The organism is Microbacterium sp. bgisy189, assembly GCF_965345345.1.
GTDB lineage: Bacteria > Actinomycetota > Actinomycetes > Actinomycetales > Microbacteriaceae > Microbacterium.
In genome coordinates this window covers 1-15,262 of sequence record NZ_CBDRMZ010000016.1, presented here as the reverse complement: position 1 = coordinate 15,262, position 15,262 = coordinate 1, and the positions used below count along the sequence as shown (strand labels likewise).

13 protein-coding genes and 1 pseudogene are annotated in these 15,262 nt (G+C 69.9%); 7 read left to right on the top strand and 7 right to left on the bottom strand.

The window, feature by feature from the left end; all coding sequences use genetic code 11:
* Positions 1 to 4: 4 nt before the first annotated feature.
* Positions 5 to 994 (bottom strand): asparaginase, encoded by a 990-nt coding sequence (locus ACSF8R_RS14380; RefSeq protein ID WP_434812423.1) that lies wholly within the window; start codon positions 992 to 994, stop codon positions 5 to 7.
* A 53-nt stretch (positions 995 to 1,047) separates the two neighbouring features.
* On the opposite strand from ACSF8R_RS14380, the gene ACSF8R_RS14375 reads away from it, so the two are divergent.
* Positions 1,048 to 1,518 (top strand): OsmC family protein, encoded by a 471-nt coding sequence (locus tag ACSF8R_RS14375; protein ID WP_434812422.1) that lies wholly within the window; start codon positions 1,048 to 1,050, stop codon positions 1,516 to 1,518.
* Positions 1,519 to 1,527: 9 nt separating this feature from the next.
* Here ACSF8R_RS14375 and ACSF8R_RS14370 read toward each other — a convergent pair whose 3' ends face one another.
* Positions 1,528 to 2,253 (bottom strand): lysophospholipid acyltransferase family protein, encoded by a 726-nt coding sequence (locus tag ACSF8R_RS14370; RefSeq protein WP_434812443.1) that lies wholly within the window; start codon positions 2,251 to 2,253, stop codon positions 1,528 to 1,530.
* 171 nt (positions 2,254 to 2,424) lie between these two features.
* On the opposite strand from ACSF8R_RS14370, the gene ACSF8R_RS14365 reads away from it, so the two are divergent.
* Positions 2,425 to 3,369: an FKBP-type peptidyl-prolyl cis-trans isomerase gene (locus ACSF8R_RS14365; protein WP_434812421.1), complete on the top strand. Its 945-nt coding sequence runs from the start codon at positions 2,425 to 2,427 to the stop codon at positions 3,367 to 3,369.
* A gap of 64 nt (positions 3,370 to 3,433) precedes the next feature.
* Positions 3,434 to 4,516: a 1-deoxy-D-xylulose-5-phosphate reductoisomerase gene (dxr, locus tag ACSF8R_RS14360; protein WP_434812420.1), complete on the top strand. Its 1,083-nt coding sequence runs from the start codon at positions 3,434 to 3,436 to the stop codon at positions 4,514 to 4,516.
* Between the two features lie 48 nt (positions 4,517 to 4,564).
* On the opposite strand, the gene ACSF8R_RS14355 is transcribed toward dxr, so the two are convergent.
* From ACSF8R_RS14355 to ACSF8R_RS14345, 3 genes are all read right to left on the bottom strand, one after another.
* Complete coding sequence (locus ACSF8R_RS14355) at positions 4,565 to 6,202, bottom strand: Mur ligase family protein (RefSeq protein ID WP_434812419.1); 1,638 nt, start codon at positions 6,200 to 6,202, stop codon at positions 4,565 to 4,567.
* 69 nt (positions 6,203 to 6,271) lie between these two features.
* Positions 6,272 to 6,961 (bottom strand): DUF1775 domain-containing protein, encoded by a 690-nt coding sequence (locus tag ACSF8R_RS14350; protein ID WP_434812418.1) that lies wholly within the window; start codon positions 6,959 to 6,961, stop codon positions 6,272 to 6,274.
* Positions 6,962 to 7,019: 58 nt separating this feature from the next.
* Complete coding sequence (locus ACSF8R_RS14345) at positions 7,020 to 7,598, bottom strand: hypothetical protein (RefSeq protein WP_434812442.1); 579 nt, start codon at positions 7,596 to 7,598, stop codon at positions 7,020 to 7,022.
* A gap of 75 nt (positions 7,599 to 7,673) precedes the next feature.
* Between ACSF8R_RS14345 and ACSF8R_RS14340 the strand changes: the two genes are divergently transcribed.
* Entirely contained in the window at positions 7,674 to 8,978 is a 1,305-nt protein-coding gene (locus tag ACSF8R_RS14340; RefSeq protein WP_434812417.1) for a M50 family metallopeptidase, read from the top strand.
* A gap of 49 nt (positions 8,979 to 9,027) precedes the next feature.
* Here the strand turns inward: ACSF8R_RS14340 and ACSF8R_RS14335 are convergent, their stop codons facing one another.
* Entirely contained in the window at positions 9,028 to 10,905 is a 1,878-nt protein-coding gene (locus ACSF8R_RS14335; protein ID WP_434812416.1) for a chorismate-binding protein, read from the bottom strand.
* Between the two features lie 193 nt (positions 10,906 to 11,098).
* On the opposite strand from ACSF8R_RS14335, the gene ispG reads away from it, so the two are divergent.
* Positions 11,099 to 12,250 (top strand): flavodoxin-dependent (E)-4-hydroxy-3-methylbut-2-enyl-diphosphate synthase, encoded by a 1,152-nt coding sequence (gene ispG / locus ACSF8R_RS14330; RefSeq protein WP_434812415.1) that lies wholly within the window; start codon positions 11,099 to 11,101, stop codon positions 12,248 to 12,250.
* 88 nt (positions 12,251 to 12,338) lie between these two features.
* Here the strand turns inward: ispG and ACSF8R_RS14325 are convergent, their stop codons facing one another.
* Positions 12,339 to 13,544, bottom strand: coding sequence for a trans-sulfuration enzyme family protein (locus tag ACSF8R_RS14325; RefSeq protein ID WP_434812414.1), 1,206 nt, complete (start codon positions 13,542 to 13,544; stop codon positions 12,339 to 12,341).
* A gap of 115 nt (positions 13,545 to 13,659) precedes the next feature.
* Between ACSF8R_RS14325 and ACSF8R_RS14320 the strand changes: the two genes are divergently transcribed.
* Positions 13,660 to 14,154: an Lrp/AsnC family transcriptional regulator gene (locus ACSF8R_RS14320; RefSeq protein WP_434812413.1), complete on the top strand. Its 495-nt coding sequence runs from the start codon at positions 13,660 to 13,662 to the stop codon at positions 14,152 to 14,154.
* Positions 14,155 to 14,236: 82 nt separating this feature from the next.
* Positions 14,237 to 15,262, top strand: a pseudogene (locus tag ACSF8R_RS14315) (hypothetical protein); the annotation flags it as partial.

Genomic DNA, 15,262 nt, shown 5'->3' with positions numbered 1-15,262 from the left:
GCGGCTACACCGTCGGCCGGATCGCGCCGACATCCTGCCCGCCGCCGGAGATCGACAGCGGAAGTCGGGGAAGCATCTGTGCGACGTCGGCCGCCCGGAGGGCGCCGGCTCGCACGAGCAGGGTGAGTGCGACCGCCGTGGCAACGCGGCCACTGCCGTCGAGGGTCTTCAAAGCGACCGTCGTGCCGTCGGGTGCGACCATCACCATGACGCCCTCGGCGCCGCCCTTCGCGAACACGCCGAGCGACTCGATCGCGACGGTGTCGGGGCGATCGGGGCCGTCGATCGTCCACGGGTGCTCCCGCACCGTGCGCACGAGGGTCCCCGCGGCGCGGTGGAGCGCGAACGGGGAGCGCTCCGACGACGTGCCGATGCGGTGCACGGCTCGGGCGAGGGAGGACAGGCTCATCGTGTACACGGGCGCGCCGCAGCCGTCGATCGCGACGGTGGTCGTCTTGGTGCCGGTGAGCCGCTCGATCACCTCACGGATGTGCGCCTGCAGCGGGTGGGTCACGTCGAGGTAGGTCGCGGTGTCCCAGCCGTTCGCGCGGCATGCCAGCAGCATCGCCGCATGCTTGCCGGAGCAATTCATGCGGATTGCCTGTGGCTGACCGAGCTCGCGTACCATCTCGTCGCGCGTCGCCGTGTCGCCGGGCCACGCTGCGGGGCAGCCCAGCGCGGACTCGTCGAGATCGGCGAGGTCGAGGATGCTGCGGACCACCGAGACATGGCGATCGGTGCCGGAGTGGCTCGCCGTCGCGAGCCCGAGGCGCTCGCCGTCCAGCTCGGCGCCGGCCGTCAGACAGCCCAAGGCCTGCAGGGGCTTCAGGCTGGAGCGAGGCAGGATCGGGGCCTCGACGTCGCCGAGGGTGCGCTGTACGACGCCGTCGGCATCCAGCACGATCGCGCTGCCGCTGTGACGGGACTCGACGAAGCCGCTGCGTTCGACGACGGCGAGTTCGACTGCGTCGGGTACGGAGAAGGTCTGCGCCACCCGGCCAGCCTACCGGGGAGGCCGGTGTCGTGAACCCGTGCGAGACTGTGCGCATGATCGGGGAACACCGCTACGCCGTACAGAGTGTGTGGACCGGCAACCGGGGCACCGGTACGAGCGGCTATCGCGACTACGATCGGTCGGTCACGATCGCGGTAGACGGCAAACCGCAGCTCGAGGCATCGGCCGATCGACCATTCCGGGGCGACCGCGAGAAGTGGAATCCCGAGGACCTGCTCATGGCGGCCCTGTCGGAGTGCCACCTGCTGTCGTATCTGCACGCGTGCGTCGAGGCGGGCGTCGTCGTCACCTCGTACCGCGACGAGGCGACCGGCACGATGATCCTCGACGGTCGGGGTGGTGGCGCCTTCCGTGAAGTGGTCCTGCGTCCGCGTGTCACCGTCGCCGACCCGTCGATGATCGACGCCGCCGTCGCCGCACACGCGCAGGCGAACGCGTGGTGCTTCATCGCGAACTCGGTGAACTTCCCGGTGCGCCACGAAGCCGAAGTCCTCGTCGGCTGAGGGGCGCGTTCAGCGTCGCTCGTGGGGGAGGACCTGCCGGAGCCGGTCCACCGGATTCTGCGCGGGAACCTCGTTGTACGTGTTCGCGAGCTCCTGGCCCGACAGGGCGTGGATCGCCGCCATGATCTCGTCGGTCGCGCCGCGCCGTGCGCGTCCTGACGAGGCGGGACCGTGGTGGGACAGGTCGAGCGGCTCGCCGTAGCGGATCGTCACGCGGGGCGACATGCGCGGCCATTTCGCACCCACCGGCATGATCTCGTTCGTGCCGCTGAGGCCGACCGGCACCACCTTGGCACCGGTCTCGAGCGCGAGGAACGCGACCCCCGTGCGGCCCTTGTAGAGGCGACCGTCGAGCGAGCGGGTGCCCTCAGGGTAGAGCGCGATCGCACGCCCGGATGCCAGGATCCGCCGCTGCTGATCCAGCGCGTCCAGCGCCGCCTGTCCGGCTCCTCGCTCCACCGGCGTCGCGCCGATCGCCGTGAAGAACTGCCTGCTGATCCAGCCGCGCATCCCCTTGCCGTCGAAGTACGACGACTTCGCGAGGAAGTAGACCGGGCGTGGGGCGAACATCGGGATCGCGAACGAGTCGATGAACGACAGGTGGTTGCTGGCGAGGATCACCGGTCCCTTGCGGGGGATGTTCCGGCGACCTTCGATGCGCGGGCGGTAGAACAGGCGGGCGAGGGGGACGAGCACGCCGCGGCTGATGAAGTACGTGGCACCGACGCCGGAGATGTCTGCCTCGGGTGTCGACTGCTCCTCGGGGGCGGGCGTCGGCTGCTCGGTCACTCTGACGAGGGTACCCCCGAACCCATGCGTCGCCGCGCATGGGCCCTTCACAGCGCAATCTGAAGGAACCTACGGCAGGATGGGACGACACCACCCCCATCTTTGCGAGGTATCTCTGTGCGTCTTCGTCGCCTGACCGTCCTGTCCGTCGCCGCCGTGTCGGCCCTGCTCCTGGCGGGCTGCTCGGGAACGACCGAAGCCCCGGCCGAGGAGACCTCCAGTGCGCTGTGCGCGGGTCAGGCCGCATCGGGCGAGGCGTCCGAGTCGGTCACCGTCGAAGGTGCCGTCGGCGAGGCGGCGACGGCGACGTTCGAGGCGCCGTTGGAGGTGTCCGAACTGCAGGTCACGACGCTCGAAGCGGGCGACGGCGACCAGATCGCGGTCGGCGACTTCATCGCGTACACCCTGACGGCGTACGACGCCGAGTCAGGCGAGGAGCTCACGTCGATGGGCTACGAGCCCGGCCAGATCCTGCCGACGCAGATCACCGAGGGAACCGTGTTCAGCCAGGTCTTCGGGTGCAGCACGGTCGGCAGCCGCGTGGTCGCCGCATTCCCGGCCGACGAGACCGTCGCATCCGAGGTCTACGTCCTCGACCTGCTGTCGGTCGTGCCGACTGCTGCCTGGGGTGAGGAGCAGGAGCCCGTCGAGGGCATGCCGACGGTCGAGCTGGCCGAAGACGGCACGCCGACGATCACGGTGCCCGAGACCGACGCGCCGACCGAGACCGAGATCGCGGTGTTGACGAAGGGCGACGGCTACGAGGTGCAGGAGGGCGACAACCTCCTCATCCAGTTCCGTGGTGCTCGCTGGTCGACCGGCGAGGTCTTCGAAGGCGGCGACACGTGGGAGAGCGGCAGCCCATACATCGGCCCGATGCAGTTCATCGAAGGCTTCCAGCAGGCGATCGTCGGGCAGCCCGTCGGCTCGCAGGTGATCGTCGTCATCCCACCGGCTGCGGGCTACGGCGAGGGTGAGATCAACGCCGACGACCTCGTGGGCGAGACGCTCGTCTTCGTGATCGACATCCTCGGCGCGCAGACGGCGACACAGACCCAGTGACGGCACAGGCCCAGTGACAGCCGTCGCGGACCGGCCTGTGGCTTCGCGTCGCTAGGCTGGCCTCATGCGTCGCGTCCTGATCCTCGGCTCCACCGGTTCGATCGGGACGCAGGCGCTGGATGTCATTCGTGACCGACGCGACCGCTTCGAGGTCGTGGGACTCTCGGCCGGCAGCAACGCCGACGCCATGGCCGCGCAGGCAGCCGAGTTCGGCGTCGAGCACACCGCGCTCGGCGCCGACGAGGCCGAGCAGCTGGTGCGCGACGTCGACGCCGACGTGGTGCTCAACGGCATCACCGGTTCAGTCGGACTCGGCCCCACCCTCGCGGCACTCGAGTCCGGGCGCACACTCGCGCTCGCCAACAAGGAGTCGCTGATCGTCGGCGGTGACCTCGTGACGGCGCTCGCCGCGCCCGGGCAGATCGTGCCCGTCGACTCCGAGCATTCCGCACTTGCGCAGGCGTTGCGCTCGGGAACCCGTGACGAGGTGCGACGCCTCGTGCTGACGGCCTCGGGCGGGCCGTTCCGCGGTCGCCGACGAGACGAACTCGCCGCGGTCACCCCGGCCGAGGCGCTCGCCCACCCCACGTGGGACATGGGCCGCGTCGTCACCACCAACTCGGCGACCCTCGTCAACAAGGGACTCGAGGTCATCGAGGCGCACCTGCTGTTCGACGTGCCGTACAGCGAGATCGACGTCGTCGTCCACCCGCAGTCGATCGTGCACTCGATGGTCGAATTCTCCGACGGGTCGACGCTCGCGCAGGCCTCACCGCCCGACATGCGACTGCCCATCTCGCTCGGCCTGGACTGGCCGCACCGCGTCCCCGGCGTCGGGGTGCCGCTGGACTGGACGGCGGCGACGTCGTGGACGTTCGAGCCACTCGATGACGAGGCGTTCCCCGCGGTCGCGCTGGCCAAGCAGGTGGGTTCGGCCGGGCGCACCTACCCCGCCGTCTTCAACGCGGCCAACGAACAGGCCGTCGACGCGTTCCACGAGGGACGGCTCGGCTTCCTCGGCATCCTCGACACGGTCGCCGCCGTCGTCGACGCGCACGACGCGCCGGCGTCACTCACCCGCGCGGCGCTGTCCGACGCCGAAGCGTGGGCGCGGCGCACCGCCGACCAGCGGATCGCCCGGCGTTGACGAGCGCAGCCCGGTCGTTGAGCGAGCGCAGCGAGACGAAACGCGTCGTCAGGCGGGGCGTTCGGGGTCCGACGACGGCGTGATGTCGTCGGGGTACGGCACCGGCCACGACGGCTCCGGCACTGACCAACCTGCGTCGCGAAGAGCGCGACGGGAGAGTTCGCGGGCCGAGTACGGCGTGCGGACGCCGCGGATGTCGCGGTAGTCCTGGTGGCCGGGACCGGCCCACAGGATCGCGTCTCCCTCACCGACGAGCTTGACGGCCTCGATGATCGCGCGCTCCGGGGGCGAATACTCGTGGATCTCGGCATCCGGTCGGGCGCGCCGTGCACCTTCGAGCAGGGTCGCGCGGATCGTGTCGGGGTTCTCGTGGCGCGGGTGGTGATCGGTGACGATGAGGATGTCGCTGCCCTCCACAGCCGTGCGCCCCATGTCGTGCCGCTTCGTGGCATCGCGGTCGCCGTCGGCACCGAACAGCATCAGCACGCGGCCCGGCGTCACGCGACGCACGGCAGCGAGGGTCTTCTCGAACGCGTCGGGGGAGTGCCCGAAGTCGACGTACACGGCGGGGCCGTCGTCGCCCGAGACGCGTTGCGTGCGTCCCGGCAGGTGCGCGTCGATGCGTCCACCGTCGAGGGCTTCGACGAGGCGCTCCCAGCTGTAGCCGCCCTCGAGCAGCATGAGGATCGCGAGGCCCGAGTTCGCCGCCATGTGCCGGCCGATGACGGGGACGGTCGTGGTGAGCGAGCGCCCGTCAGTGTGACGCAGGGTGAACTCGGTGCCGTCCTGCCGTTCGTCGACGATGTCGACGGTCCAGTCTGCGGGAGTCTCGGGGTGGTCGGCGATCGCCGGCGTGATGATCGTGATCGCCGGCACTTCGGACCGCGCCGCCACGTCGACACCCGCGGCGGAGTCGAGGCAGATCACAGCGCGACGCGACCGGTCGGGCCGGAACAGCGGCATCTTCGCCTCGAAGTACTCCGCCATGTCGGCGTAGTCGTCCAGGTGGTCGTGGCTGAGGTTCGTGAAACCGGCGACGTCGAACACGATGCCGTCGACCCGGTGACGCGAGAGCGCCTGCGCACTCACCTCGACGGCGACGGCCTCGACACCGCGCTCGCGCATGAGCGCGAGGAGCGCGTGGAACTCGGACGCCTCGGGCGTCGTGAGCCGGGAGACGATGACCTCGCCGGCGATGTGGCGCTCGGCGGTGGATGACAGTCCCGAGACCACGCCCAATTGGTCGAGGATGCCGGAGAGCAGGTGCGACACACTCGTCTTGCCGTTGGTGCCCGTCGTGCCCAGCAGCAGCGGCAGATCGACATCGGTGCGGTACACCCACGCCGACAGCGCGCCGAGTCGTGCCCGCGGGTCGTCGACGACGACCACGGGCACACCGCAGCCGGCGGCGAGGGTGGCGCCGGCTGCGTCGGTGATGATCGCGACAGCGCCCTTCTCGGCGGCGGTCGCAGCCAGTTCGGCGCCGTGACGGTTGACGCCGCGGATCGCGACGAACGCCTCGCCCGGACGCAGATCGGCGGTCGCCAGCGTGATGCCGGTGAGGGTCACATCGGTCACGTCGCCGTCGACGTGCAGGGCGAAACGGTCGACGAGTTCGGCGAGCGATCGCTGCGGCGGGTGCTCGGGACGGAGCACGGGCGGCAGGTGCGGGGAATCAGTGGGCATGGCCCATCCATCCTCTCACCTCCTGCCGTCGCGGCCGGGAGGACGCCGCCGCCTCCCGGCCGCGATCGATCAGGCGCGTCGGCGCAGCAATGCGACGACGAGCGCCGCAAGTGCAGCGACGAGCGCTCCACCGGCGAGCCAGCGGGCGACGGGGTCGTCCGTCGTCGTCACTGTGTCTGCTTGGTGCGTCTCCGGCGTCGCTTCCGCATCGCCGGAGTCGTGGCCGTGTCCTTCGGTGTCTTCGGCGACCGCGCCGACGGCGACCACGGGTGCCGGCGCCTCGAGGTCGTCGGCATCCTGCCCGTCTTCGGCGACCTCGACCCAAGCCGTCTGGGCATCGCCGCACTGCTGCGTAACGGGGAACGGCACGCCGGTGTCGGCTGCTGACTGCGGGAAGATGACATCCATTGCGACCGAAGCGGCCACACCGTCCTCGACGGGCGTCGCGGCGGTGTAGACGACGCGGGTCGGGATGCCGTCGTCACCCAGCTCACGCGAGATCGTCCACGCGCCGTCGAGGACGGGGGTCAGGCCGTCGACGATTTCGGGGACGTCGACGATGATCGCGGTGGTCGCGGCGCCGTCACAGCCGTGACTGAACGAGAAGTCGAGCCGGGTCGTGGCGCCGGCCGGGGCGTCGCCCGGGGCGACGTGCACGTGGGCGGACGCTGCCAGTGGAGCGGCGGCGGCGAGGGCGAGTCCGGCGACGGAGCCGGCGATGAGGCGGGCGCGCGAGCGTGTGCGGGTGGTGGTGGTCATGCGTGTGCTCTCTGTCGGGGTGGGCGCGGTGAACGCGCCCGAAAGGGGTGGGTATCGCTCAGCAGGCGTGAGCGGGCGGGCCCCGACGAGAGAGTGCGGACAGGTGGACCCGTGCGGCCGTGCGCAGAAGCGGCTCGGGCGCGGAACCAGGACGAGGCGTGATGTGCGGCGCCGGGATGACGGGTGCTGTGACGAGGCGTCGCAGTCCCCGGGCGATCGCCGCCGCGATGCGCTCGCCGTACACGACGGTGGCGGCGGTGATGAGCGCGGCGACGACGTGTCCGAAGACCATGCCTCCGTCCGGAACGACTGCGGCATGGGCTGCAGCGGCCGGAATCGTCGTCGAGCCGTGCGCGTGCAGAGCCGTGGTGGCGAGCACCGGTGATGCGTCGCCCACGACGGCGAACGCCGTGTGCAGCACGGCCTGGGCGAGGGCGACTGCGGCACCGGTTCCGAGCGTGGAGGGTCGGCGGCCGACGAGCCAAACGGCGACAGGGCTCGCGAGGGCGATGACGGTCACGACGAGCCACGGCGGCGGCACGTGGCCGCCGGAGAGGGTGTGGGCGGTGGCCGCGAGCAGAGTGGCCACGACGGTCGCCGCGACGCCGCGCAGTGCGCGCGTCTGACGCTGCGTCATCCGATCCACGCCCACGAGCCTAATCGCCGCCGAAGCTGAGCGAACTCAAAGGCGCAGCCGCTAGCGTGGCCCCTTGTGACCGTGCTCGCTTTCATCATCGGCGTCGTCGTCCTCGTCGTGGGACTCGCCGTCTCGATCGCGTTGCACGAGATCGGCCACCTCGCCCCGGCCAAGGCGTTCGGCGTGCGGGTCGGCCAGTACATGATCGGGTTCGGCCCGACGCTGTGGTCGAGGAAGTTCGGCGAGACCGAATACGGGTTCAAAGCGCTGCCGCTCGGCGGCTACATCTCGATGTCGGGCATGTACCCGCCGTCGCCGAAGCGCGCCGACGGAGAGGGCCGCGCCGGCGGCGGCTTCTTCGCCACGATGGTGCAGGACGCGCGTGACGCGAACGACGAGACCCTCGTCGCCAGCGACACCAAGCGTGCCTTCTACGAGTTGCCGGTCTGGCAGCGGGTGATCGTCATGCTCGGCGGCCCGCTCATGAACCTGGTGCTGGCGATCGTGCTGTTCACGATCATGCTGAGCGGGATCGGCGTGCAGACGGCCACCACGACGATCGCATCGGTCAGCGAGTGCGTGCTGTCCGCCGGCGCCGATCGCACCGAGTGCACGGCCGACGACCCGGCATCGCCGGCCAAGGCCGGCGGCATCCTGCCCGGCGACGTGCTCGTGTCGGTCGACGGCATCGAGGTCTCCACGTTCGCCGAGGCGTCGGCGATCATCCAGGACGCGCCGGGCCGCAGTCTCGAGATCGTCGTCGAACGCGACGGCGAGTCGGTGCCGCTGCAGGTGACGCCGACCCTTGCCGAACGCGAGGTCGCTGCGGAGGACGGCACCGTCACGACCGCCGAGGTCGGCTTCGTCGGGATGACGGCCGTGAGCGCGTATGAGCCGCAGCCGATCTGGGAAGGGCCGGTCGCCGCGTGGGAGCAGACCGAGCGGGTGGCAGGCATCATGGTGCAGCTGCCGGTTCGCGTCTACGAGACCGCCGTCGACCTCTTCACCGGTCAGGACCGCGACCCCAACGGACCGCTGTCGGTCGTTGGTGCCGGACGCATCGCGGGTGAGGTCGCCGCGATCGACGCGCCCATCCTCAACCGGGTCTCGGCGATCCTGGGTTTGCTCGGGTCGCTCAACATCGCGCTGTTCGTCTTCAACCTCATCCCGCTGCTGCCGTTGGACGGCGGCCATGTCGTCGTCGCGCTGTGGGACGGCATCAAGCGTGCCTGGGCGAAGCTGTTCCGTCGCCCGCCGCCGAAGCCGGTGGATGCCACGAAGCTCGTGCCGGGTACCTTCGTCGTCGTCATCGCCCTCGTCGTGATGGGCGGCATCCTGATCCTCGCCGACGTCTTCAACCCCGTCGCACTGTTCGGTTGACGCTCACGGCCGTTGAGCGAGCGAGCGCAGCGATCGAGACGAAACGCGCTCAGGCCAGCGCGTGCGCGATGAGCCGCTCGAGTGTCGTGAGTCCGTCGCGCGAAAGGATCGACTCCAGGTGGCCCTGGATCGACGCGTACCCGTCACCACGCAGGGCGTAGACGTCGCCTGAGGCGGCGTCGGCTGCGACCTCGGTGCCGTCGACCGTCGTCGTGCCCGGGGCGACGCGCGCCGTGAACGTGTTGTAGAAGCCGATGGATGCCGGCTCCCCGAACACGTCGACCTGCTTCTGCAGCCCCTGGTGCGGCGCGGCGAGCGGTTCGAGCGCGATGCCGAGGCGGTCGGCGAGCATCTGATGGCTCAGGCACACCGCGAGCAGGGGTGTGCCGGCATCCAGTCGCGTGCCGACGACCTCGCGCATGCGCGCGATGCGCGGGTTCGAGCCATCGCGCGGGTCGCCGGGGCCGGGGCCGGCGACGACGAGGTCGGGCCCCGTGACGTCAGCGGCTTCGCTCCAATGGGCGATCGTGACGTCGAAGCCCAGGTGGCGCAACTGGTGGGCGAGCATCGTCGTGAACCGGTCCTCGGCGTCGACGACGAGCGCAGACCTGCCCGCGAACCGGCCGGCCGAGCCACCCTGCTCTTCGAGCCAGAACGGTGCGAGGCGGGCGTTGCGCGAGGCGAGCAGCTCGGCGACCTGCGGGTCGTCGGCGAGGCGTCGCGGCTCGGCCGCCGGAGCGTCCTCGTCGTCCGCGGTGGTCGGGATCACATCGCGCTCGACGGCGCCGATCGCACCCAGCACGCCGGCCGCCTTGCCGTGGGTCTCGCTGACCTCGCCGTACGGGTCGGAGTGCCGCACGAGCGTGGCGCCGACCGGCACCCGGAGCGTGCCGTCCTGCAGGTAGGCGGTGCGGATGAGGATGGGTGCGTCGAGGTCGTGCGTGCCGTCGGGGCGCGGCGTGAACAGGGCAGCGACGCCCGAGTAGTAGCCGCGCGGGGAGCCCTCATGGCGGGTGATGACGGTGCACGCGTTCTGCATGGGGGAGCCGGTGACGGTCGGCGCGAACATCGTCTCGCGCAGGATGTCACGCGGGTCCATCGTGCTGTGTCCGCGCAGCATGTACTCGGTGTGTGTGAGCCGCGACATCTCTTTCAGATGCGGCCCGGTGATCCTGCCGCCGTCTGAGCAGACCGCCGACATCATCTTGAGCTCTTCGTCGACCACCATGAACAGTTCCTCGGTCTCCTTCGTTGAAGAGAGGAATTCGGTGAGCGTCTCTGCCGTCGCACCTCCGGCGGGGTGGCGGAAGGTGCCCGAGATGGGGTTCATCGTGACGACGCCATCTTGCGCGCTCACGTGTGCTTCGGGGCTCGCGCCGACCGCGACGTGCCCGGGTGTGACCACGAGGAATGTCCAGTACGCGCCGCGCTCGTGCTCCAGCAGCGCGCGGAACCACGTGAGCCCGGCTGTGACGGGGTCGGTCGCGACGTCGGCGGTGAAGTCACGGCGGATGACGAAGTTCGCGCCTTCGCCACGACCGATCTCGTCGGCGATGACGCGGCGCACGATCTGCGCGTAGTCGTCGTCGGCGATGTCGAAGCCGGCATCCTGCAGCGCAACCGGTGCGCTCGGCAGCGACACGAGGGCATCGTCGAGCGGGACCGAGGTGTGCTCGCTGACCACGAGGCAGCGCAGCGGCGCGTGGTCGTCGTGGCACTCGAAGCCGCGCTCGACGACCTGGCGGAACGGGACGAGCGCGAGCACTTCGCGCGCGGTGCCATCCGGTGCAGTGAGCGGGATGTCGGCGAGCAGGTCGACGTCGACCACATCGCCGGTGAGCACCTCGACGGTGCTGCCGTCACGGGCGAGCAGGGCGAACGGGGCGTCAGCGGCTGCGAGAGAGGCCAGCAGCGGGGAACCGGTCATCGTCGGTCTTTCGTCAAGGCGGCCTCGATCCACAGGCCGCCGGGGCGGTCAGTGTCGAGTCGTCGCGAACACACCGCCTATGCGGTGAGCCACCAGGTGAGGTTCGCGGACATGCCGCCGAAACTATCACAGCGGCGCGCGGGCCAAGGCTGATGACAGCCCGCCTCCAGCCGTGCGGTCGTAGGCTAGGAGCGTGCCAGCAGTCAACATCGGGATGCCGAAGGTCCCTGAAACCCTCGCTCCCCGTCGCAAGACGCGTCAGATCAAGGTCGGCAGTGTCGGGGTCGGCAGCGACTCGCCCGTCAGCGTGCAGTCGATGACCACGACGCCGACCCACAACATCAACGCGACGTTGCAGCAGATCGCCGAGTTGACGGCATCCGGCTGCGAGATCGTGCGTGTGGCCGTGCCGCGTCCCGAAGACGCCGACGTGCTGCACATCATCGCGAAGAAGAGCCAGATTCCGGTCATCGCCGACATCCACTTCCAGTCGCGGTACATCTATCAGGCCATCGACGCCGGGTGCGGCGCGGTGCGGGTGAATCCCGGCAACATCCGCGAATTCGACGGCAACGTCGGCGCGATCGCGAAGGCTGCCAAGGATGCCGGAGTCTCGTTGCGCATCGGCGTCAACGCCGGCTCGCTCGACAGGCGTCTGCTCGAGAAGTACGGCAAGGCGACCCCCGAAGCACTCGTGGAGAGCGCCGTCTGGGAGGCGTCGCTGTTCGAAGAGCACGACTTCCACGACTTCAAGATCTCGGTCAAGCACAACGATCCGATCGTCATGGTGAAGGCGTACCGGATGCTCGCCGAGCGGGGCGACTGGCCGTTGCACCTCGGCGTCACCGAGGCCGGGCCCGCCTTCCAGGGCACGATCAAGAGCGCGACCGCCTTCGGCATCCTGCTGTCTGAAGGCATCGGTGACACGATCCGTGTCTCCTTGTCGGCGCCGCCCGCCGAAGAGGTGAAGGTCGGCCACCAGATTCTGCAGTCGCTGAACCTGCGTGAGCGCAAGCTCGAGATCGTCTCGTGTCCGTCCTGCGGCCGTGCGCAGGTCGACGTGTACACGCTCGCCGACGACGTCACCGAAGGCCTCAAGGACATGACCGTTCCGCTGCGGGTGGCGGTCATGGGCTGCGTCGTCAACGGGCCCGGCGAAGCGCGTGAAGCGGATCTCGGCGTCGCCTCCGGCAACGGCAAGGGTCAGATCTTCGTCAAGGGAGAGGTCATCAAGACCGTGCCTGAAGCTGAGATCGTCAAGACGCTCATCGAAGAGGCCAACCGCATCGCCGACGAAATGGGACCCGACGCCCCGGTCGGAACGGCGCAGGTCGTCACCAGCTGACAGGCTCCGCGCGAAGACAGGAGATCTCACGAGAACAGGAGGATCCGGCCCCGATCGTCCTGTTCTCGTGAGTTTTCCTGCGTCGGCGTCACGCGAGCGCTGTTGCGGCAGCCGTCGTCGCGGTCGTGTGCGCCGCGTCGAGTGCCGTGGCCAGGTCGGCGATGAGGTCGTCGACGTGCTCCAGCCCGATCGACAGGCGCACGATGTCGTCGCCGGGCTTCGCGTCGGTGGCAACGGGGCGGTGCGTGAGCGCCGCGGGATGCTGGATGAGCGAGTCGACGCCGCCGAGCGAGACGGCGTGGGTGAACAGGCGCGTCGCCTCCGTCACCTGGGCGGCTGCCGCGAAGCCGCCGTGCAGGCGTGCCGCGATCATCGCGCCGCCGCCGCGCATCTGCGTGCCGATGAGCGGTGACCCGGTCGTCCCGGGATAGAAGACCTCCGCGACGCCGGGGTGCGTGCTGAGCCACGCGGCGATGCGCGCCGCAGAGGCTTGCTGCGCCCGAACCCGGACGGGCAGGGTCGGCAGGCCGCGGTGCAACAGGTACGCCGAGAGGGGATGCAGCAACGCGCCGGTGATGGCTCGCACGCGCCGCAGCGCAGCTGCCGTCTCGTCTTCGCACGCGATGACGCCGCCGACGACATCGCCGTGCCCACCGAGGTATTTGGTCGCGCTGTGCAGCGACATGGCCGCGCCGTGGTCGAGGGGGTTCTGCAGCACGGGGGTCGCGAAGGTGTTGTCGACCAGCACCGGGACCGCGCCGGCCGCAGCCACGACGAGCGAGATATCGACGAGGTCGAGAGTGGGGTTGGCGGGGGTCTCGACGACGACCAGCCCGGTCTCGGGTCGAAGAACGGCCGCCACCTCGTCAGCGGTGCAGAAGGTCGTCTGGGTGCCGAGCAGCCCCGAGGCGAGCAGATGGTCGCTGCCGCCGTACAGCGGGCGGACGGCGACCACGTGCGGACGGCCGACCGACGTGGTGTGGGCGAGGATCGCCGCCGTGAACGCGGCCATGCCCGACGCGAAGGCCACCGCCGCGTCCGCACCCTCGAGTTCGGCAAGGGCGTCCTCGAAACGGGCGACCGTCGGGTTCCACAGCCGCTGGTACACCGTGCTGCCGCCGGCGAACGGCACACCTCCTGTCGCGAGCGTCTCGTAAGAGTCACCTCCCGACAGCAGCCCGGGCAACGGAGCCGTCGACGACAGGTCGATCGGCGGTGCGTGCACGCCGAGTTCGGTGAGGTCGGCCCTGCCGGCGTGGACGGCTACGGTGTCGGGGTGGTGGTGCGCGTTCATGCGGACCAGAATGAGCGAGAACGCAGAAACTCACCAGGGCTCATGTCGACTTTGTGCCAGGAGATCTTATGGATCTGCGGATTCATCAGAATCACACCCGACGAAGGGCCCCATCTTGCCGGATCCTCAATCACCTGCGGGACTCGACGATCTCGACTTGCGGCTGCTCTCGGCGCTCGTGCGAGGGCCCCGGCGGTCGAATGCTGCGCTCGCCGCAGACCTCGGCATCCCCGAATCGACGTGTGCGTATCGGCTGCGCTCGCTGCGTACCCGCGGCGTGCTCACCGGCGTTCGCATGGGCATCGACCCGGCGGCCCTCGGGTTGCCGCTGCAGGCGGTGATCCGCGTGCGACTGGGCCGTCACACCGAAGCAGGAGTGGATGCGCTCTTCGACGCGCTGGTGCGAACGCCGGGCGTGATCGAGGTCTTCCACGTGGCGGGTGCCGATGACTTCCTCGTCCATGTCGCGGTCGAGGATGCCGTCGCCCTCCGTGACGTCGTCCTCGAGCACATCACCGTCCACGAGGTCGTCCTCACGACGGAGACGCATCTCGTGTTCGAGCGACGTGAGGGGGTCGGGCCGCTTCCGAGGGTGATCGGCGCGCCTTGATATTCCGCTGACGGCATGGGCGTGATCGGATCGTTGCTTCCGCGCGCGGTGATTCCGGGCGCGGCCGTGTCAGCATGGGGGCATGAGATGCCGACACCTTGCCGCCGCCCTTGTCGCCATCGCTGCTGCGGGCCTGTTCGCGGGGTGCGCCTCGGCGCCCGCGCCCGCGCAGACCGGTACCGACACCGCGCCGAGCGCGACGTCGACGCCCACGCCGACGGCCGAGGTGGTGCGGGAACCGACCGTCCCGTTCGGTGGGGACTGCACGCAGGTGCTCACGGACGCCCAGCTCGACGAGCTGCTCGGCGCGGGGTGGGTGCCGTTCGAGGAGCAGCTCCAGGCGTGGGACCCCCAGCAGGTGCTCGTCGCGGAGGTCGACACGGTGGGTACGCTCGGCGGACTCGAATGCGCATGGTGGTCGGAGGGCGAGGACGAACTCGAGAAGCTCGACGTGATGGTGCTGCCCGCAGCGTCGGTGCCGGACGACTTCGCCGCAGACTTCTCCGAAGCGCGATGCGATCCCTCCTACGACGTGACGCTGTGCCGCCTCGCTGCGGCCGTGGACGACGTGTGGATCATGGCCACCGCTGCCCGCGACTTCGACGAGCCTCCCGTACAGGTGCTCGAAGCGACGATCGACGCCGTCGCGACAACGACGAGCGGCTCGTTCGACGGTGTTGCTGCGGACAGGACCGAGGAATGGTGGCCCGTGCCGGACTGCGAAGCGCTCAACGACGAGATCGCGCTCCAGGAGCTCATCGGCGCGTACCGGAACGGCTACTGGGAGGGCAACGTGCAGCCCGAAGAGACGCTGTTGCGTTCCGCCTCCGTGCAGGCGATCTGTCCGGCGAACACGAGCGATGGTGCTGCACCCGACGGTGGGCACTACATCCTCACGCCCGTTGTCGCCCCCGGCGCTGCCTGGCAGTGGGACGCACTGGCTGCCGTCGAGGGGATGGAGCCCGCGACGATCGCGGGTGCCTCCGAAGCGCTGCAGTTGTCGGCCACGTACTCGACGGCGCTCTACGCGACCGACGGCGTGAATGTCGTCATGATGACACTCGACAAGGACGAGCCGGTCGAGGTCGCGCACGAGATCCTGGAGCGC

Bases quoted from the DNA above. Each gene is read 5' to 3' on its own strand.
- ACSF8R_RS14375 (WP_434812422.1), top strand. From the start codon at position 1,048: ATGATCGGGGAACACCGCTACGCCGTACAGAGTGTGTGGACCGGCAAC.
- dxr (WP_434812420.1), top strand. From the start codon at position 3,434: ATGCGTCGCGTCCTGATCCTCGGCTCCACCGGTTCGATCGGGACGCAG.
- ACSF8R_RS14355 (WP_434812419.1), bottom strand. From the start codon at position 6,202: ATGCCCACTGATTCCCCGCACCTGCCGCCCGTGCTCCGTCCCGAGCAC.
- ACSF8R_RS14350 (WP_434812418.1), bottom strand. From the start codon at position 6,961: ATGACCACCACCACCCGCACACGCTCGCGCGCCCGCCTCATCGCCGGC.
- ACSF8R_RS14345 (WP_434812442.1), bottom strand. From the start codon at position 7,598: ATGACGCAGCGTCAGACGCGCGCACTGCGCGGCGTCGCGGCGACCGTC.
- ACSF8R_RS14335 (WP_434812416.1), bottom strand. From the start codon at position 10,905: ATGACCGGTTCCCCGCTGCTGGCCTCTCTCGCAGCCGCTGACGCCCCG.
- ACSF8R_RS14325 (WP_434812414.1), bottom strand. From the start codon at position 13,544: ATGAACGCGCACCACCACCCCGACACCGTAGCCGTCCACGCCGGCAGG.